16 protein-coding genes and 4 tRNA genes are annotated in these 18731 nt (G+C 39.4%); 6 read left to right on the top strand and 14 right to left on the bottom strand.

From position 1 onward, the window contains the following. Nucleotides 1-53: 53 nt before the first annotated feature. The gene (locus HMPREF9072_RS10710) at nt 54-680 is read left to right on the top strand and encodes an outer membrane beta-barrel protein (protein WP_009411736.1); all 627 of its coding nucleotides are present in this window, start codon (nt 54-56) and stop codon (nt 678-680) included. A 188-nt stretch (nt 681-868) separates the two neighbouring features. Here HMPREF9072_RS10710 and HMPREF9072_RS10705 read toward each other — a convergent pair whose 3' ends face one another. The 5 genes from HMPREF9072_RS10705 to HMPREF9072_RS10685 form a co-directional block, all read right to left on the bottom strand. Then, nucleotides 869-1654 (bottom strand): zinc ribbon domain-containing protein, encoded by a 786-nt coding sequence (locus HMPREF9072_RS10705; protein ID WP_009411735.1) that lies wholly within the window; start codon nt 1652-1654, stop codon nt 869-871. Between the two features lie 2 nt (nt 1655-1656). Beyond that, nucleotides 1657-2754, bottom strand: a complete 1098-nt coding sequence (locus HMPREF9072_RS10700) for a Nif3-like dinuclear metal center hexameric protein (protein ID WP_009411734.1) — start codon at nt 2752-2754, stop codon at nt 1657-1659. 85 nt (nt 2755-2839) lie between these two features. After that, a complete protein-coding gene (locus HMPREF9072_RS10695; protein ID WP_009411733.1) occupies nt 2840-3376 on the bottom strand; it encodes a DUF488 family protein in 537 nt (178 codons plus the stop codon). 2 nt (nt 3377-3378) lie between these two features. Then, on the bottom strand, nt 3379-6927 hold the full coding sequence (locus HMPREF9072_RS10690) for an AAA family ATPase (RefSeq protein ID WP_009411732.1): 3549 nt from the start codon (nt 6925-6927) through the stop codon (nt 3379-3381). Nucleotides 6928-6970: 43 nt separating this feature from the next. Further along, nucleotides 6971-7222, bottom strand: a complete 252-nt coding sequence (locus HMPREF9072_RS10685; protein ID WP_002671135.1) for a type B 50S ribosomal protein L31 — start codon at nt 7220-7222, stop codon at nt 6971-6973. Between the two features lie 882 nt (nt 7223-8104). Here HMPREF9072_RS10685 and HMPREF9072_RS10680 point away from each other — a divergent pair. The 4 genes from HMPREF9072_RS10680 (at nt 8105) to HMPREF9072_RS10665 (ending at nt 12783) form a co-directional block, all read left to right on the top strand. Continuing rightward, the gene (locus HMPREF9072_RS10680; RefSeq protein ID WP_009411730.1) at nt 8105-9148 is read left to right on the top strand and encodes a VWA domain-containing protein; all 1044 of its coding nucleotides are present in this window, start codon (nt 8105-8107) and stop codon (nt 9146-9148) included. Between the two features lie 93 nt (nt 9149-9241). Then, nucleotides 9242-10159, top strand: a complete 918-nt coding sequence (locus HMPREF9072_RS10675) for a tetratricopeptide repeat protein (protein ID WP_009411729.1) — start codon at nt 9242-9244, stop codon at nt 10157-10159. A 109-nt stretch (nt 10160-10268) separates the two neighbouring features. Further along, complete coding sequence (locus HMPREF9072_RS10670; protein WP_009411728.1) at nt 10269-12023, top strand: BatD family protein; 1755 nt, start codon at nt 10269-10271, stop codon at nt 12021-12023. A 4-nt stretch (nt 12024-12027) separates the two neighbouring features. Further along, nucleotides 12028-12783 (top strand): tetratricopeptide repeat protein, encoded by a 756-nt coding sequence (locus HMPREF9072_RS10665; protein ID WP_009411727.1) that lies wholly within the window; start codon nt 12028-12030, stop codon nt 12781-12783. A 65-nt stretch (nt 12784-12848) separates the two neighbouring features. Here HMPREF9072_RS10665 and HMPREF9072_RS10660 read toward each other — a convergent pair. The 4 genes from HMPREF9072_RS10660 to HMPREF9072_RS10645 form a co-directional block, all read right to left on the bottom strand. Continuing rightward, nucleotides 12849-12932, bottom strand: a tRNA-Leu gene (locus HMPREF9072_RS10660). Nucleotides 12933-12943: 11 nt separating this feature from the next. Then, nucleotides 12944-13016, bottom strand: a tRNA-Lys gene (locus HMPREF9072_RS10655). 35 nt (nt 13017-13051) lie between these two features. Then, a tRNA-Lys gene (locus HMPREF9072_RS10650) sits at nt 13052-13124 on the bottom strand. 35 nt (nt 13125-13159) lie between these two features. Continuing rightward, a tRNA-Lys gene (locus tag HMPREF9072_RS10645) sits at nt 13160-13232 on the bottom strand. 139 nt (nt 13233-13371) lie between these two features. Here HMPREF9072_RS10645 and HMPREF9072_RS10640 point away from each other — a divergent pair. Continuing rightward, complete coding sequence (locus HMPREF9072_RS10640; protein WP_009411726.1) at nt 13372-13884, top strand: shikimate kinase; 513 nt, start codon at nt 13372-13374, stop codon at nt 13882-13884. Between the two features lie 29 nt (nt 13885-13913). On the opposite strand, the gene HMPREF9072_RS11800 is transcribed toward HMPREF9072_RS10640, so the two are convergent. The 5 genes from HMPREF9072_RS11800 to HMPREF9072_RS10620 all read right to left on the bottom strand — a co-directional run bounded on the left by HMPREF9072_RS11800 (nt 13914) and on the right by HMPREF9072_RS10620 (nt 18568). Next, entirely contained in the window at nt 13914-14561 is a 648-nt protein-coding gene (locus HMPREF9072_RS11800; RefSeq protein ID WP_051032655.1) for an RluA family pseudouridine synthase, read from the bottom strand. Then, nucleotides 14473-15324 (bottom strand): YoaK family protein, encoded by an 852-nt coding sequence (locus HMPREF9072_RS10635; protein WP_009411724.1) that lies wholly within the window; start codon nt 15322-15324, stop codon nt 14473-14475. The genes HMPREF9072_RS11800 and HMPREF9072_RS10635 overlap by 89 nt, the downstream gene beginning before the upstream one ends. Continuing rightward, a complete protein-coding gene (panB, locus tag HMPREF9072_RS10630; RefSeq protein ID WP_009411723.1) occupies nt 15324-16142 on the bottom strand; it encodes a 3-methyl-2-oxobutanoate hydroxymethyltransferase in 819 nt (272 codons plus the stop codon). The genes HMPREF9072_RS10635 and panB overlap by 1 nt, the downstream gene beginning before the upstream one ends. 256 nt (nt 16143-16398) lie before the next feature. Beyond that, on the bottom strand, nt 16399-17526 hold the full coding sequence (folK, locus tag HMPREF9072_RS10625; protein ID WP_002671149.1) for a 2-amino-4-hydroxy-6-hydroxymethyldihydropteridine diphosphokinase: 1128 nt from the start codon (nt 17524-17526) through the stop codon (nt 16399-16401). A gap of 88 nt (nt 17527-17614) precedes the next feature. Beyond that, a complete protein-coding gene (locus HMPREF9072_RS10620) occupies nt 17615-18568 on the bottom strand; it encodes a phosphoribosylaminoimidazolesuccinocarboxamide synthase (protein WP_009411722.1) in 954 nt (317 codons plus the stop codon). Between the last annotated feature and the right edge of the window lie 163 nt (nt 18569-18731).

The raw sequence follows: 18731 nt of genomic DNA, 5'->3' as shown, positions 1-18731 counted from the left end.
GTTATAATAGAATAAACTACCTTTGCCCTATTAATAATCAAAAAAATTACACAATGAAAAAAATCATTTTATCATTATTAGCAGTTTTTGCTTTTGATGCTCTATCAGCACAAGACAGTGAGTTCGGTTTTAAAAAAGGAAACCTATTTGCAGAAGGTAACTTAAAAATTGGTTCTACAACTGACAATTCAGGTTCTTCTGAAAAGAAAACCAATACATTTGAATTTACTCCACAAGCAGGGTTTTTCTTAACTGATAAATTTGCTTTGGGAGGTGGATTAAATATTGGTACTGAGAAAATAAAAGAAGGAGGAAGCCAAACAAGTAAGACAAATGTATTTGGTTTTGATGTTTTCGGTCGTTACTATTTCCTTGAATTAGGACAACGCTTCAAAGTATATGGACAAGGTGGTGTTGGATTAGACTTCGGTAGCACACAAACAACAAGTGGTTCCGATAAAGCAAAATACACTGAGTTTGGTATTGGCGCAGGATTAGGCATTAATTATTTTGTTACCCCTAAACTTGCTATTAACTTTGGTTTATCTGATGTAGTTTCTTTTACTACAAAAAAACCAAAAAATGGAGATGCTAACAACGAATTTAATGTAAACATTAATGAGTTCAATAACTTCTTCGGTTCTCACACTACATTTGGTTTAACTTATATACTTTTTTAAAAAGCAAACGCTTAAAACACACTGCTTACTAAAGCATTACCTCCAAAAAGTTTTCCTTTTTGGAGGTTCTTTTTTGCTTGATAAGTGTATTATTAACAAAATCACATATAAATCATATCTAAAACAAAAGAGTCCAGCAAATTACTGAACTCTTTCTATCATATTAATTTCTTAACTATCTATACCTTCTATGCTTTAAAACTTTTAAACAAAGTTTCCATCTTTTCTTTTTCTTCTTCAGCTAAAGCTGCATCTACCAAGATTCGTCCACTGTGCTCATCAGTAATAATCTTTCTACGAGAGGCAATTTCTACTTGTACTTGTGGCGGAATAGCAAAGAAAGAACCTCCAGAGGCTCCACGCTGAATTGGCACTATTGCTAAACGGTTCATCACACTACTGCGAATGCGTTGATAAGCTTTTAGCAAACGCTCTTCAATTTTAGCCGCATACTCTTCTGCTTTTTCTCTTAAAAATTCTTCCTCTTTCTCAGTTTCTGCCAAAACAGAATCAAGTTCAGCTTTTTTGTGCTTGAGGTGCGCATCACGTTGGGCTTTGCGCTCATCTACTTGCTTAATAGCCTCTTTCTTTTGGTCTACTTGCGCTTTACCTTCTTTAATGCGTTTTTCTGCCAACTGTACTTCTAACTCTTGAAATTCTATCTCTTTAGAAAGAGAGGTATATTCACGATTGTTACGTACATTCTTTTGCTGGGTAGTATATTTTTTAATAAGGGTTTTTGCCTCTTCAATTTTTGCCTTCTTCTCAGCAATTCCTGCCTGCAATTCGTCTAACTCTTCTTTAAACTTTACGTGACGCTTTTTTAAACCCTCTACCTCATCTTCAAGGTCTGAAACTTCTAACGGAAGCTCTCCACGAGTGTTTTGTAACTCATCAATCTTAGAATCGATGAGCTGTAAATCATACAATGCTCTTAATTTTTCTTCTACGGTTATATCCACTTTTTGTGCCATATCTATGAATAATATTTGATAGGATTTGTATCTACATTTGATATTGAGAGGGCAAAAGTAGGAATTTTTTTTGAAAGATACTCAAATAAAATAAATTTTATGTATTGTTCACTTTCAAAATGACCTATATCTGCTAATAATATTTTCCCCTCAGCCTTGAAAAAATCGTGGTATTTAAAGTCTGCACTCACAAAAACATCTGCTCCTGCTCGCTTAGCATCTTCTATTGCAAAAGCACCACTTCCTCCCAATACAGCTACTTTTTTCACTTCTTTCCCCCTAAATGCTGAATACCTAATACAGCTTACCTCCATTTTTTCTTTTAAATAAACAAGAAAATCTGCCTCACTCATCGGAGTTTCAAATTCCCCTATCATACCCATTCCTATATGTTGATGCTCGTTTTCGAGTATATATATCTCATAAGCCACCTCTTCATAAGGGTGATTTTGGCGAAGTGCTTTTAGGATTTGAGATTGTAAGTGCTTGGGAAAAACAACTCCTATTTGTGTTTCATCTTCTATGTGAAATACATTGGGTTCACCAATAGTTGGGTGCGAAGATTCATTGCCCTTATAAGTGCCTTTCCCTTCAAGATTGAAACTACATTCCGCATAGTTGCCTATATTCCCCGCTCCTGCTTCGAAGAGTGCTTTACGTAGCTTTTCAGCATTAGCTTTTGGAATATAGGTAATAAGTTTTCTAATAACATTAGGCTGTGGAATAAGTATGGAGCGATTGTGCAATCCTAAACGGTCAGCAATAGAAGCATTCACTCCTAACAGCTGATTGTCCAAAGCCGTATGCATACTGTAAATAGCTATCTGATGTCGAATCGCTTTCATCACTACTCGTTCCACATAGGTCTTCCCTGTAAGCGATTTAAGCCCATTAAAGATAATCGGGTGGAAACTAACAATGAGATTACAATTCTTTTCAATAGCTTCTTCTACCACAGCTTCTAATGTATCTAAGGTGATGAGCACTCCTGTTACTTCGGCATTGGCGTCACCTACCAATAAGCCTACATTGTCAAAACTCTCAGCATAATCAAGTGGTGCAAGAGTTTCAAGAACTTTAGTTATGTCTTTTACTTTCATCGTATTATTTTAATGTTTACATACTTTTTCACAGTTCTTTTAATAAAGATTTTCTCTAATCTTTTCCTACATCTGATTTATTGTGTTAGAGATTTAAAATTTCTCCATCATCGTAATACACTACTCTGTCTCCTATAATACGAGCAGGAGTGGTGTATCTATGAGGTTCTTCCTTACCTATTGCCATAATATGATTTACTTGCCAACCCTTGGCTTTCAAATAATCTGATACCATCGACCTATGACAACGCCACCAAACAGCCTCTGCACACATATAAGCAGTAGTTTCTTTTTCAGCTATAGCAATGAGTTGAGCAATACCTTTCTCAAAATCATAAGTCTCCATATAATCAACATAAGCTCGGAAAGACTCGTTATGCCAACGAGTATTCTTAGAGTCTTTATGTACTTTACGTCTACCACCTAACAACGTGAGATGGGTATAGGCTATTCCAATTTCGGGTAATACTACCTCTAAGTTTTCTTTATTAAATTGCGGATATTTGTTAGAGCCTGGTAACCCTCTGATATCAACTAAATGTTGTATCTCAAACGATTGTAACATCTCTATAAATTCTTCCAATGTATGTGTGGAATGTCCTATAGTATATATTCTATTCATAATCAATTACTAACCACTATCTTACTCTTTCCATTACCTTCCTTCTGTACCACTACTTTCACAGCAATACGCTCTACCATCTCCTGCACGTGAGAGATAACTCCCACTTTCTTCCCTTGATTTTGCAAACTCTCTAAGGCATCTAAGGCTACTGAAAGTGTCTCAGAGTCTAAAGAACCAAAACCTTCGTCTATAAAGAGGGTTTCTACGTTCATTTTGGTAGATGAAAGAGACGAGAGTGCCAAAGCTAAAGCCAAGGATACCAAAAACGATTCTCCTCCTGAAAGTGAGTATACCGAGCGCACTTCTGCTCCCATATCGTTGTCTATCACTTGCAGACTAAGAGAGTTGGGAATGCGTTGCAGGGTGTAGCGCCTATTGAGGTAGCGCATCTGCACATTAGCATATTGCAAGAGCATATCCAAAGTGTACTCCTGTGCGTATTTGCGAAATGCATTACCTGTACTACTTCCTATCAGGTCGTTGAGCAAGCTCCAGCGATGAGCGAGTTTTTCCTTTTCTTCTTTGGCTGTGTGCAACTCAACTGCTATTGCTCGCTGTTGCTCATCATTTAAAAGCCGACTCTTTTGAGTGACTACCGTATCGCGCAAGGTATCTTCTTCTGCTGTCTGTTCTGCCAACTGCTGAACGATATCTTCTTCTGTAAAGTTGAGTGGTCTTTTTTCTTTTAGTGTTTCAAGCGCTTGCTGTTTTTCATTCGCAATGGTATTGTATTGTGCAATGCGGTCATTTAAGGATTGAAGGGCTTGGCGCTCTGATTGTAGCCATTCGTGAGAACGATTCGCCCACTCTTGCATTTTGCTCCTTATATGCTCTATTTGAGCAGGCTTGTAGGCTGTAAGCCATTCTTCTATTTTGTGAGTTGCTTCGGCTATATGAGTTTGCGATTGCTGTTGTTGCGTCGCTAAGGTCTCTAAGGTTTTTTCGTTAGCCGTCATCTCCAATAAAATAGCGTTATATTGCTGTTGCGTTTGCTCTAAAAGAGTTGTTAATTGCTCTAACTGCTGTTGGTAACTCTCTTCTATTACTTGAACCGATTTTCCTTCTAACAATCCCGCACGTTCTTCTTTCAGCGTTTGCAATTGTGCTTGCTCTTTATCGATTGTCGTTGTCAATTCGGTGAGCTCTTGACGGAGTACTTGTTGTGAGGAGGCGAGCTCAGTGCGCTCTTGGGTGAGTTCAGCAAGGCGCTTTTTGTATTTCTCGATACAAGCTGAATGCGCTTCCCAGTCGGTTTTAGCAGTGGTAATTTGGGTTTGAAATTGCACAATATCGGTTTCCCAAAGGGTAAGCCAAGCGTCCGAAAGTTGTAAGCTCTGTAATTGTTGATTGTATTTTTGCCGTTGTTGCTCGTAATTTTCAGCGTCTTTCGCAAGGGTATTCAGCTCATCAGTAAGCGATTTGAGTCGGTTGAGGACTTCAAAAAGACGCTCGTTTTCCGCTAAAAGATGTTCTGTTTTTGCTATCTTATCCGTGATATATTCTTCTATTTTCACAGAAGGATAGGTCGTATAATACACTGATTGCGACAAGCGTTCGCTCTCTTGTTGCCATAAATCCGTACGCTCTGCATTTTCTGCTGTCTGACTCTCTATACGCTTTTGCAGTTCTTTGAGCTCCGTTTCTTTGGTGATAACCTCTTTGGTAAGCGTTTCTAATTGTTTTTTAGCCGTTAGAAATTCTTGTTGCACTGTATCTATCAGGTGTTCAGCTACTGCCTTATGAGCATTGGGGTGGTGTACCGAACCACATACGGGGCAGGCTTCTCCTTCCACTAAATGTTCTCTCAAAAACGCTACATCTTTGGTATTTTCTATTTGTGCCCTTTGGTAAATGCGTTCCGCTGTATCACAAGCTATTTGGGTGGCTATCTTCTCAGCTTTTAAACGTTGCAATGTTTCCAATATTTGGCTTTGGGCGTTTTGCATCTCTTGTAAGAGCGCTTCTCCCTGAACCTTTGCGTCAGTGTATTGCTTGATATGTTTGGCAATCTCTCTATCCGCCTGATACACTTGCAAGGCGGTGAGATAAGCCTTCTGCTGTTTAGCAAGCGTCTCTATATCAGTTGAAGGGAGTGCCTGTATAGGGTATTGTGCTTTCAGCTCATTGAGTTGTTGTGTAAGGCGTGCTTCTGCTTGGCTATGGGCGGTTAGTTTTTCATTGAGTTGTTGCTGTTCTTCCACAAGCTGTTTGAGCCACAACGCATTGCGGTACAACTGCGCTTCATCAGGGTGAGTGTTGAGCCACTGCTCTTCTTGCTGAATGTACCTCTCCCCTTTCTGTATATGTTCAGTTACTTTTTCAAGCGACTCTTTTTTAGCTTGCAAAGCACTCTTTTTTGCCTCTTGTTGCTGCTGCTTTTGCTCAAAAATCTGCGTTAGTTCTGCAAGTCGTACGTCCAATTCCTTTGCTTTGGCAATAGCAGGTTTGGCAGTTTCATAAGCCTTTTTGGCAGTAGCCAAATCGTTTTCGGTTAGCAATTTTTGCTCGGATACCTTAGCTTTATCAGCTGTGAGCCGTTCTTTTTCGGTAGTAGCTTCCTTCAAATGTTGCTGAGCGGTTGCTAATAGTTCTTTTTCCCTTTGCTCGGTGAGAATATCTCCTTTTATGGCTTGTAATTGCTCTATGATAGCAAGCTCTCCAAAACGTTCCGCTTGCGAGGTTTTCTCTTGTTCGGCTTTTTCTTTATTGGCAATAGCCTCTTTCCATTGCTGAGTGTACAACTTCTGATTGTCAAACCACTGTTGTTGTTCTTTTAAAGTAGCGAGCGAGGCTTGTAAGGTTTTCAACCTCTCTTCATCGGCTGTAAGTTGCTCGGTCAAAGCACTGCGCTCTTCTTCCGTTAAAAAAACGATGTTTTCGAGCTGTTTTTCTAAGAGTTGGAGTTCGTTTTTATGTTGCTTGTTGAGTTCGTACACTTGCTTAGAAATGCGTGTGTAAATCTCCGTACCTGTGAGTTTTTCTAAAATATCCGACCGCTTATCATCATTCGCTTTTAAGAACGACGTAAAGTCTCCTTGTGCCAAAATCACCGATTTGGTAAACTCGTCAAAAGTCAAGCCTACACATTCCTTTATCTTTTCGAGCACCAATGTCTTGCGGTTCTCAGCAATCAGTTGGCTATCAGTCAGGCAAGTAAGTTGCAAAGTTTCAGGCTGAATTGCCCCCGAAAGTTTGTTATAGGCTCTGCGTACCTGCCATTCCGCTTCATAAGTCTTGCCGTCTACCGCCTGAAATACCACTTTGGCATAGCCCGAAATCGCCCCTTTGCGCAAGAGGTTCTTCACATTATTCACCTGCACCTCAGCCGAGCCGTCAGCAATAGCAACCGAGTTTTTTGTAGTTGCCAAGCGAGGGGTATCGTTGTAAAGCGCAAGGCAAATAGCATCTAAAATGGTAGATTTGCCTGCCCCTGTCGCTCCTGTAATAGCAAATAACCCCACCGATTTAAGGGGCTCAGCTTCCAAATTAAGCGTAAAGGGGCCTTCTATAGAAGCGATATTATGAAGAGAGACCGAAAGTATTTTCATAAGAAAAAAAACCTCCGTGAGGAGGTTTTTAAAAGTTGCTATGTTATTTTTGGAACTTAGCGTATTTGTTTTTAAACTTATCAATACGTCCGGCTGTGTCGATAAGTTTAGATTTACCAGTGTAGTAAGGGTGCGAAGTGCGAGAAATCTCTAATTTTACTAATGGATACTCAACCCCTTCTACTTCAATAGTCTCTTTTGTTTCTACGGTAGACTTTGTGATGAAGATATCGTCGTTCGACATATCTTTGAAAGCCACCAAACGGTAAGATTCTGGGTGAATTTCTTTTTTCATTGCAATGCTAATTTTATTACGTAATTTTTTCAGGGCGCAAAGGTACAACTATTTTTCGAATTGACAAACTAAATAATTAAAATCTAAAACCTTAAAATATAATTCACTGATTATTAAACGCTCCAACAGCCTTTATATAACAATCCCCTAAGATTCATCAAAGTCTCAATTGTCGCTTTTGCATCGCGTCTCCCCCTTTGAGGATAGCCAGCGAGAAGTTTTCACCACATTCCCTCCGTCATTGGTCATTCGTTCATCGTCATTCCTTCCCTTTCCCGTCATACTCCCCCCTATTGCCTATGGCCTAAGGCCTATTGCCTTTTCTCTTTCTTTCGCCTCGAAACCCCGTTTTTAACATTTTTATCGTTGTTATATCATATTATTAATCAACCATTTATATACCCTTTCTATACCAATCGTCCAAGATTCGTATAAGCCTTCCTATAAGCTCTCTATAAGCTACCCCCACCCTCCTTACAGCCTTTTTTCACCAAAATCTCTCTCGACCCACTTCCGAACTATTCCGTTTCCTTCCGAAAGCTCCGATGTGTTACTTTTTATAGCACACATCATTCCCCCTTTGAAGATAGCCAGCCAGCTGGCGTAGCTTAGGTACGTGCATCGCGAAAGCGGAGTATGTGTAGGGAGATGTTTATACAACAATAATGACTGTCGCTTTTCCCCTAATGCCTATGGCCTATGCCCTAAGGCCTTACACCACCTCATTTTCTAATTTCCTAATTCTCTCATTTTCTAATTTTATAAATTATTTTGTATCTTTGCATCGTTTTGGCGCAGTATTTGATTAACAGCTATGAATTAAAAGTTAATAATAAAAGCCTTTGCGACTTTTAACTCTTAACTCTTATCTTTTAACTAATTATGATTCATATCGACGAAAAAATATATCTTTGGCTCATAGCGGTACTCATCCCGCTATTTATCATCTTTGCCCTTTCAATGCTTCGCAAACGTCGGTTGCAAAGACAATTTGCCTCCTCCCCTGCCCTTAGGCGTTTAGCTCCTGACCGTTCGCGATTCAAACTCTGGGTGAAATGGAGTGTCTTGGCAGTAGTGCTTGTGCTACTGAGCATCGCCCTCGCTAACCCCAAGATAGGTACAAAAATTGAAACCGTAAAACGCGAAGGGGTAGATATCGTCTTTGCTATTGATGTCTCTAAAAGTATGCTTGCCGAAGACGTAGCCCCCAATCGTTTGGAAAAGGCAAAACGCATCGCTTTCGAAACCATTAGTCAGCTAAAAGGCGACCGTGTAGGTATCGTAGCTTATGCAGCTAGCGCTTATCCTCAGCTCGCTCTCACTACCGACCATTCTGCCGCTAAGATGTTTCTACAAGGTATGAACACCGATATGCTTTCCTCTCAGGGAACTGCCATTCAGGAAGCAATACGTATGGCAAGCAACTATTTCGATGAGAATACTCCCACTGCGCGCTTGCTCTTTATCCTCACCGATGGCGAAGACCACGAAATGGGTGCTACCGAAATCGCTACCGAAGCACAAGAAAAAGGAGTACATATCTACACCATAGGTATCGGCACCGAAAAAGGCGCTCCTATCCCTATCAAAGACGGAGGCGAACAAACGTATAAGCGCGACCGCAATGGCGAGGTAGTGATTACCAAACTCAACCGCGAACTCTTGCAACAGATAGCCATCAATGCAGGAGGTGAATACCTCGACGGCGATAATACCCAAAAAGTAGTAAGCCAAATTAACAAGATATTAGACGGTACTGAAAAAAGTCAGTTCGATACCCAAAAGTTTGTAGATTTCAAAGACCAATTTCAGTGGTTTTTAGGCGGAGCTTTGCTCTTGCTCATCTTAGACCTCGCTATCTTTGAACGCAAAACCCAATGGGTAAAGAAATTGAATCTATTCAACGAAAAAGAAAAAGACAAATAATAAATAAGAATAAAAAATCCGTGTATGATGACCATCGCTAGTTCCCCCTTTGGAGGGGGCTAGGGGGAGGTTTTCAAAGAGATATTTTCTACTATGAAAAACGTTCTATACATAACATTATCCTTACTATCCCTCTCTGCTTTTGCACAAACCAAAGCCGAAAAAGAGGTACAAAAAGCAATTGCTAACTCTAAAAAATATACGTACGAGGGCAATACCGCTCTCAAAGGCGATAAACCCGTACAAGCCGAAGTAGAATATCGCAAAGCAATAGCCGAAGATAAAAACAACGCTACTGCACAGTATAATCTCGGTACGATGTACTATCAACAAAAGAGTTACGACGAGGCTTTCTCCCGACTTAAAAACGCCTCAACCTCCGATAAGATAACCGAAGAAGAAAAACACAAGGCTTTCCACAATTTAGGCAATGCCTTTATGAAGAACAAAGAGTACGAAAAGGCGGTACTCTCTTATAAAGAAGCTCTGCGTCATAATCCTAAAGATGAAGAAACCCGTTACAATTTGGCAGTAGCCAAAGAAATGCTTAAACAAAACCCACCTCCACCTCAAAACAACAAAAACAATAAAGATAAAAACAACCAACAAAATCAAAACAATCAACAGAACCAACAAAATCAAAACAATCAACAGAACCAGCAAAATCAGAATAATCAAAATAATCAACAGAACCAAAATAACCAGAATAAAAACCAAGATAACAAGAATAATCAGGACAACAAAGACAATAAAGATAATAAAAAAGATCAAGGCGATAAACAGGATAAAAACAAAGATAAGGGCGACGACCAAAAAGACCCTAACCAAAACAACCAGCAGAATAAAAACCAAAGCGGACAAGGACAAGGTGAACAACGTCCCTCTTCTCTTTCGCCACAACAAATGGAGCGTATCTTGGAGGCAATGAACAACGAAGAGCGCAAAACCCAAGAGAAAATTAACGCCCAAAAAGTAAAAGGTCAACGCGCTAAAACTGAAAAAGATTGGTAATAATTAGGTAATGGTTAATAAGTGAAATGCTTCTACATCGCTACCTCCCCCTTTGAAGGGGGTAGGGGGATGTTTTAAAAGCGTTTACATACTAACAACAAGTACTAAAATGAAATACAAGATAATATTCTTTATAACTTTCTTAATCCAAAGTCTCTATGCACAACAAGTAGAGTTCAAAGCCGAAGTGAGTAAAAATCAATTAGGGGCTAACGAACGCTTGCGCATAGAGTTCTCTATGAATAAAGACGGCGATAACTTTACTCCGCCTAACTTTCACGGTTTTACCATAGTAATGGGACCTTCGCAATCGGTTTCAAGATCGTGGATTAATGGAGTAAGTAGTTTCTCCAAAACTTATATTTACATTCTCCAACCTACTGCCAAAGGTAAGTTTACCATAGGACAAGCAAGTATAGAAATTGACGGTAGAACATATAAAACAAACCCCATAGCCATCACCGTCACCGAGGCAGTAAAAACTCCCTCAATAGACAGAAATACTAACGATATCGCACGTGAAAACCTATTCCTTCTTGCCGAAGTTTCAAAGCCCAACCCATACCTTAACGAAGCTGTAAGTGTGGTATATCGACTTTATGTAGGAGGAGAAATATCTCTTAGTAATCTGCGTTTGTTAGATGTACCAAAATACCCTAACTTCTGGAGTCAAGATATACGTCTGCAAAATTATGAGGTAGAAAATTGCTCTTATCAAGGTCGTTCCTACCGTTGTATTGTAGTAAAAAGAATAGTGCTTTACCCTCAAAAAACAGGTGCTATCACTCTCGAGCCTCTGTCTGTAGAAGCTATTATCAATGCCCCTACAGGACAACGAGACTTCTTTGGGCGTCCTTTCTATGAAGAAATATCACGCAAAGTAAGCTCTGGTAGTCGCGTTTTAAACATAAAACCCTTACCTGAGGAAGGAAAACCCGAAAACTTCTCAGGAGCAGTCGGTAACTTCTCTTTTTCCGTAAATACTACTAAACAAACACTCAAAGCTAATGAAAGTACTCAACTAAAAATAGAAGTATCAGGTAATGGTAATTTTAAACTGTTTGATTTACCTAAGCCTACTTTCCCATCATCGTTAGAAGTGTATGCTCCCGAACAAAAAGAAGACATCAACACTTCTCTTAACGGAATGAAAGGACGCTTAGAACAAACCTATACTATCGTTCCTGAATACAAAGGGAAATATCCTATTTCAGGACTCTCTTTCTCGTATTTCAACCCTAATACTCAGAAATATGAAACCGTAAAAACCGAAGATATTTGGATAGATGTAACCGAAGGTCCTACAGCCGAAAACCAACCTAATGACACGGCTAATAGTAATAACATTCCTCTAAAACCAGAAGGTCTTCAAACCAATGCCGACCTTCAGCCAATGCACCAACCCGTATTCTTTGGTTCTACAGCTTACTATTTATGGCTGTTCTTGCCTTTGCTTCTTATCCCTATTGTACTTATCTGGTGGCATATCAAAATGCAAAGAGCCGGAGATATCGAAGGTAATAAAGTAAGAGTAGCCAATAGATTAGCGAAGAAATATCTGGGAGAAGCTAAACGTAAATTAGGTGATAAAGGTACTTTCTACGAAGCGTTAGAACGCGCCTTGCACAATTACTTAAAAGCCAAATTAAAAATTGAAACTGCTGAAATGAGCAAAGATAAAATCACTGAACTATTGCTCAGCCGAAAAGCTACTGAAGCTACCGTAGCTCAGTTTATGGCATTACTCGCTAATTGCGAAATGGCACGCTACTCTCAGCATCACACCGATGCTTCTATGGAAAAAGATTTTAGCGAGGCAGTACAAGTAATCTCTGCCCTCGACAAACAAGTGAAAAACAAGTAATAAAATGAAAAACAACATCATCATATCACTCTTGCTGTTGCTCTCTTTCTCTGTTTTCTCTCAAACTAACGAAAATTCTTTCGAGAAAGCAACCCAATATTACGACCAAGGAGAGTACCAAAATGCAATTGACCAATACAAATCAATTTTAAAGTCTGGTAAAGAATCATCAGCTTTGTACTATAATTTAGCAAATACTTATTACAAACTGAATCACGTGCCTGAAAGTATCTATTATTATGAGAAAGCGCTCCAGCTAAACCCCAAAAACCAACAGGCTAAAAACGGACTCCTATTGGCAAACCAAATGAAAGTAGATGCTATTACACCCCTACCTAAAACTTGGTTACGCCAGCTCTCCGATGCTATTACAGGTTTGTTTAGCTTGCAAACGTGGGCAGTGCTCTCTATAATAGGAGTAATAGTATTTGTATTGAGTTTCTTTTGTTACTACTTTTTAGAACAAACTGCCCTCAAACGGCTCTTTTTCACCTTGATGTTCGTATCAGTAGCAGTAGCGGTAGGCACTTATTTCATCGCCGATTTTCACAAAAGACAAGTAGATGGTGAAAAGTACGCTATCTTATTTGATAAAACGGTACGGGTATTTTCTGAAGCCAATTCTTATAGCAATGAAGTAGTGCAGCTTCACGAAGGTACTAAAGTAGAAATTATAGAAAAGAATAATGACTGGATAAAAATTCGTTTAGCTAATGGAAAAATAGGGTGGACTAAAGAAAGTGCTTTAAAAGTACTATAATTAAAAAAATATAAATATAGACAATAAAAAAGACTACTTTATTAATAAAGTAGTCTTTTTTATTGTGCCTACGACTGGATTCGAACCAGCACGCCCTAACGAGCACCACCCCCTCAAGATGGCGAGTCTACCAATTTCTCCACGTAGGCTTACGCATTTGTGACCTGGCTGGGGCTCGAACCCAGGACCCCAACATTAAAAGTGTTGTGCTCTACCAACTGAGCTACCAAGTCCCTTAAAAATAAAAAAACAAATTGTATAACCCTTGTGACCTGGCTGGGGCTCGAACCCAGGACCCCAACATTAAAAGTGTTGTGCTCTACCAACTGAGCTACCAAGTCCCTTAAAAATAAAAAAACAAATTGTATAACCCTTGTGACCCGGCAGGGGATCGAACCCTGGACCCCAACATTAAGAGTGTCGTGCTCTACCAGCTGAGCTACCGAGTCATTATAACAATTCGGTGTCTTTATTGTTTTGCGGGTGCAAAGATATAACAAATTTCTTATGTAACAAGAAAAAAAGTATTATTTTTGCAGTTTATTTTTAGCATTACATTTCAAACATCTATTATACAATACCTTATATATGAAAATAATTTTACTTGGCTATATGGGAAGCGGTAAAACTACTCTTGGAGAAGCTATAGCTCACCTTAAAAACATTCCTTTTATTGACCTTGATTCTTATATTGCTGAAGGTGAAAACCTATCAGTACAAGAGATTTTCCGTAGTAAAGGAGAGATTTATTTCCGAAAAAAAGAAACTCTTTATTTAAAGGAGTTATTACAAAAAGAGGAAGACTTTATATTATCCTTAGGAGGGGGAACACCGTGCTTTGGCAATAATATGGCTTTAATAAAAGAAGCTACTTCTTTATCTATTTATCTAAAATACCCACCTAAAACCTTAGCCAAACGTCTTATTAAAGAAAAACCGCATCGCCCTCTACTCTCTGAAATTAATGATGCTGATTTAGAGGATTTCATTCGCAAACATCTGTTTGAACGCAACTCTTTTTATATGCAAGCTAACTATATTATCCCTATGGATAATCTTACTGAAGAAGAAAGTATAAATGAAATTGTAAAAATTCTATAACTCTAAAAGCTATACGAATTAGCAATTAACTACAAGAAAGAGAAAGGGGCTTCTGCAATAATCTTAGTAGGCTCTTTCTTTACAGGGTGAACAAAGCTCAGGCTATAAGCGTGAAGACAGATACCACCATCGGGATTGGAACGTTTGGCACCGTACTTTAGGTCTCCTTTGATGTGCAATCCTATGGCAGCTAATTGCGCTCTTATCTGGTGATGACGCCCCGTAATAAGGTCGATTTCTAATAGGTAATAACGTTCATACGATTTCAATAACTTATAATGCAATACTGCTTTCTTGCTTTGCTGTATTTCTTTATTATATGCTACTGACTTGTTTTGTTTTTCATTACGTACCAACCAATGGGTAAGTGTATCTTCCTCGACAGGAGGTTTTGCATCTACCAACGCCCAATAGGTTTTCTGTACTTCCTGTTTATTAGCAAACATCGTATTGAGGCGTGCGAGAGCTTTAGAGGTTTTGGCAAAGAGCACCACTCCCGTAGTAGGACGATCTAAGCGATGTACTACCCCAAGGAATACTTCCCCAGGTTTATTATATTTTTGTTTAAGGTATTGTTTGACAATATCGCTAAGCGGAGTGTCCCCCGTCTTGTCTCCCTGAACTATGTCGCCTACTCGCTTGTTTACGGCGATAACGTGATTGTCTTCGTAAAGCACGTCTACGTTTTCGGCGTTTGTGATAAGTTTCATAATGTCGTTTATTAGTGAAATAGAAAAAGCGCATTCCGTCGTAGAAAAGACCTAAGAGAAGAATGGCTACCGAAATGAGCAGAGTATATATTGAAAAACCTCGTTCAATATAAAAATACCCCGCACTAAATCCCCCTAGAAAGAAGAACGCAATGATAAAAAGTCGCAGACGAATGGTGTTTCGCAAATGCGTGTGTTGCTGCTCGTAGTGATTACGATTAAGGTAAATTCTTTGGGCGAGTTCGATACCTAAATCGGTGAAAAGACCTGTAAGGTGGGTAGTACGCACTACCGAGTTAGAGATTTTAGTCACAAAAGCATTCTGCAAGCCCATTGCAAAGAGCAAGATACAAGCAGTAACATCGGAGGGAATATCATTGGAAGAAAAAGCGTGTAACCCTACTACCGATAACAAAGCCAAACACTCCAAGAGTGTAGGCTTGAGATACTTGTTCTGGGTACGATGATAATTAGCATTCTCGATGAGTAAGCCCGAAGTGAAGGAACCTATGAGGAAAGCAAAGATGTAGAGAAAGTAAATGAGCCCTTTCCAAAACTCAGCTACCGACACATCATAGATAAAATATGCAAAATGTCCCGTAACATTGGTGGTAAGTTTACCCACAAACAAAAAGCCGGTAACGTTCACCATTCCTGCAACGAATGAGAGCACTACGGCTATTTGTAGATTGTGTTTGGCGGTACGTTTTTTACCTTGATGACGGAACATTAATACTGTTCTTTTTCGTTAGGAAAATCGACGCTTTTTACGTCTTCGATGTAATGCGATACGGCATTAGTAATCACTTCTTGTAAATTGGCATATTTGCGCAGGAAACGAGGTTGGAATTCATTGCTCATACCGAGCATATCCTGCATCACCAATACTTGCCCATCTACTGCACTACCAGCCCCAATCCCTATAATGGGAATATGCACACTTTTGGCTACTTCTTCAGCCAATGTAGCAGGTATTTTCTCTAATACAATAGCAAAACAACCCAATTGTTCTAATAACTTAGCATCTTCTTTGAGTTTTTGAGCTTCAGCTTCTTCTTTAGCACGCAAAGCAAATGAACCAAACTGGTGAATAGATTGAGGAGTGAGCCCCAAGTGCCCCATTACTGGAATACCCGCATTTACAATGCGCTTGATGCTCTCGGCTTCCTCCTTACCTCCCTCCAATTTAATTGCGTGAGCCCCACTTTCTTTCATTATTCTAATAGCTGAGCGCAACGCCTTTTTAGGGTCGGATTGGTAAGTACCAAAAGGCAAATCTACCACTATAAGGGCGCGATTCACCCCACGTACTACTGATGAGGCGTGATAAATCATTTGGTCTAAGGTGATAGGGAGGGTAGTTTCGTGACCTGCCATTACATTACTAGCGGAGTCACCTACCAATAGCACATCGATACCGGCACTATCTAATAGTTTAGCAAATGTATAATCGTAGGCGGTAAGCATCGAAATCTTTTCGCCATTGGCTTTCATCTCTACTACCGATTTGGTAGTTACTCGTTTGTATTCTTTTCTAACTGCTGACATTTTGTTGTAGTTTAAAAATCGGGGGCAAAGATACGAATAATTGACAAATTAGCTAATTTGTGAATTAGCTAATTAGGAGAAATAGTATTTTGTCTACTCTTTTATAAACTATCCAATTGCTATAAACCATATTGTGTTTCTTTTCATTTGGATACTTATAATGTATAGAAAACCATATTTTTAGAGTGGATTTATCAAAATAAAAGTTATTCAACTTTGCCAAAATTTAAAACTTTAGCAAAGTGTATACTGAAAATTAATTCTCGCGTATCTTTTCTATAATATACTCGTAATGAGTGTAGTGTTTTACAAAATCGAGGTCGGTTACATCAATGATAAGAGAATTCATAGCGGTATTCTTCTGTATGAAATCTAAATAGCCATAGTGTATCTTTTTCAGATAATCGGGGGAGATGTTTTGCTCATATGTTCTACCGCGCTTCTTGATATTCTCAATAAGACGGTCGGTATTTTGATAGAGGAATACGTACAAATCGGGTTTGATGATTTGGCTATAAAGAATGTAAAAAAGCTTACGGTACAACACAAATTCATCATCGGTAAGAGTTACCTTAGAAAAGATAAGTGATTTGAAGATATCATAATCGGAGACGACGAACTCTTTGAACAAGTCCATTTGTGCTAACTGTTCACACATCTGCTGGTAGCGTTCGGTAAGGAACGACATCTCCAACGTAAAACCGTATTGTTTGGGGTTCTCGTAGAATTTGGGCAGGAAAGGATTATCGGAAAACTGTTCTAAGATGAGCTTTGCATTGAAGTCTTCGGCTATTTTAGTTGCCAAAGTGGTCTTTCCAGAACCTATATTCCCCTCAATAGCAATGTACTTATAATTCAAGAAAGGTGATTTTTGTGCAGGAAACGACAGCTGGTCGGTAAGGCGTTGCACAGGTGAAGTATCATCGGTAGTGCGGAGGAGTTCGGCAACCGTTTTTTTGAGTACGGGGTGTACTTTGAGGTCGTCGATATTTGCTAAAGGTTTCAGCACAAACTTACGGCGGTGCAAAAGAGGATGAGGCACAGTGAGCACTTCGGTATTAATAACTTTATCGTCGTAGAAAAGAATATCGAGGTCGATAGTGCGTGATTGGTAGCCTTTGGACTGAGGCATACGCTCTCGCCCGAGTTCTTGTTCTATTTGCAAGAGCTGTACTAATACTTCCTCAGGTGAGAGAAAGGTACGACATAGCAAGCAGGTGTTCAGGAAAGCTTCCCCCGAAAAACCCCACGAGGGTGTTTCGTAAACAGGGGCTATATCGACAATAGTACCCACCCGCATCGCTATGCCTTCAATGGCTTGTTGCAGGTAGGCTTTACGGTTTCCTAAGTTACTTCCTAATGATATGTAGACATCGTGGTTCAATTAACAATTGACAATTGACAATTAACAATTAAGAGCGCTATTCAACTTTGGCAAAGTATAGGGCGCAAAAGCGACCTTTTTTCATTGATTATTGATTCTGCAAAAATCGCATTATGTTGTCGTAGATGCGGTTCTCTATATCGGAAGTATCGGCGGGGAGGAATTTTTCACCCATAATATTCTCGTAGAGCTCTATATAACGCTCAGAAACGGATTGTACATACTTATCAGTCATCGTAGGTACTTTTTGCCCTTTTTCACCTTGAAAGCCCTTCGAAATGAGCCACTGGCGTACGAATTCTTTGGAGAGTTGTATTTGGGGTTCACCGTTTTCTTGTCGTTCGTCATAGCCTTCTTTATAGAAATAACGAGAGGAATCGGGGGTGTGAATTTCGTCGATGAGCACTATTTCGCCATCGCGAGTTTTACCGAATTCGTATTTAGTATCTACCAAAATGAGTCCGTGTTTAGAGGCGATTTCAGTACCGCGAGCAAAGAGTGCGTAGGTGTATTTTTCCATCAATCGATAGTCTTCCTCGCTTACAATTCCTTTGCGAATGAGGTCTTCACGGGAAATATCTTCGTCGTGCAAGCCTTGTTCGGCTTTGGTAGCTGGAGTAATAATGGGGTGTTGTGGGAACATATCGAACTCTCGCAAGCCTTCTGGCAAGGGGACGCCGGATAGTTTGCGCACGCCATTTTTGTAGAGACGAGCCGAGTGCCCTGCAAGATAACCGCGAATGACCATTTCCACTTTTAGTGGTTCACACACTTGACCAATAGAAACATTAGGGTCAGGAGAAGCAATAAGCCAGTTAGGTACAATATCTTCGGTTTGTTGCAAGAAACTTACAGCCATTTGATTTAATATCTGACCTTTGTAAGGAATACCTTTGGGTAGAATGGTATCGAAAGCCGAAATACGGTCGGTAGCAATCATAATGAGGGTATCATCTTTAAGTTGATACACATCACGCACTTTCCCTCTGTAAACGGATTTTTGTTTAGGGAATTTAAAGTTTGTTTTTGTTATAGTATTCATTTCTGTAAATGGTTAAAAATCTCTTCTCGGTGCAAAGGTACAAAATAATTACAAATTACGGATTACGAATTGTGAAAAAAATGAGTGAAGAAATTGTAATACCTTAAATACCAGAAATGCCAAATAAAGATTAGAAAATTAGCAAATTTGAAAATTAGAAAAT

The organism is Capnocytophaga sp. oral taxon 324 str. F0483 (assembly GCF_000318315.2).
In the GTDB taxonomy this organism is placed as follows: domain Bacteria; phylum Bacteroidota; class Bacteroidia; order Flavobacteriales; family Flavobacteriaceae; genus Capnocytophaga; species Capnocytophaga ochracea.
The sequence above is the reverse complement of the archived record's forward strand: the minus strand, read 5'-3'. Positions and strand labels throughout refer to the sequence as shown.

Coding starts and splice junctions, on each gene's coding strand:
- HMPREF9072_RS10685 (WP_002671135.1), bottom strand. CDS start 7,222: ATGAAAAAAGAAATTCACCCAGAATCTTACCGTTTGGTGGCTTTCAAA.
- HMPREF9072_RS10670 (WP_009411728.1), top strand. CDS start 10,269: ATGAAATACAAGATAATATTCTTTATAACTTTCTTAATCCAAAGTCTC.
- HMPREF9072_RS10640 (WP_009411726.1), top strand. CDS start 13,372: ATGAAAATAATTTTACTTGGCTATATGGGAAGCGGTAAAACTACTCTT.
- HMPREF9072_RS10710 (WP_009411736.1), top strand. CDS start 54: ATGAAAAAAATCATTTTATCATTATTAGCAGTTTTTGCTTTTGATGCT.
- HMPREF9072_RS10635 (WP_009411724.1), bottom strand. CDS start 15,324: ATGTTCCGTCATCAAGGTAAAAAACGTACCGCCAAACACAATCTACAA.
- HMPREF9072_RS10665 (WP_009411727.1), top strand. CDS start 12,028: ATGAAAAACAACATCATCATATCACTCTTGCTGTTGCTCTCTTTCTCT.
- HMPREF9072_RS10620 (WP_009411722.1), bottom strand. CDS start 18,568: ATGAATACTATAACAAAAACAAACTTTAAATTCCCTAAACAAAAATCC.
- HMPREF9072_RS10690 (WP_009411732.1), bottom strand. CDS start 6,927: ATGAAAATACTTTCGGTCTCTCTTCATAATATCGCTTCTATAGAAGGC.
- HMPREF9072_RS10695 (WP_009411733.1), bottom strand. CDS start 3,376: ATGAATAGAATATATACTATAGGACATTCCACACATACATTGGAAGAA.
- HMPREF9072_RS10680 (WP_009411730.1), top strand. CDS start 8,105: ATGATTCATATCGACGAAAAAATATATCTTTGGCTCATAGCGGTACTC.
- HMPREF9072_RS10705 (WP_009411735.1), bottom strand. CDS start 1,654: ATGGCACAAAAAGTGGATATAACCGTAGAAGAAAAATTAAGAGCATTG.
- HMPREF9072_RS10675 (WP_009411729.1), top strand. CDS start 9,242: ATGAAAAACGTTCTATACATAACATTATCCTTACTATCCCTCTCTGCT.
- HMPREF9072_RS10700 (WP_009411734.1), bottom strand. CDS start 2,754: ATGAAAGTAAAAGACATAACTAAAGTTCTTGAAACTCTTGCACCACTT.
- panB (WP_009411723.1), bottom strand. CDS start 16,142: ATGTCAGCAGTTAGAAAAGAATACAAACGAGTAACTACCAAATCGGTA.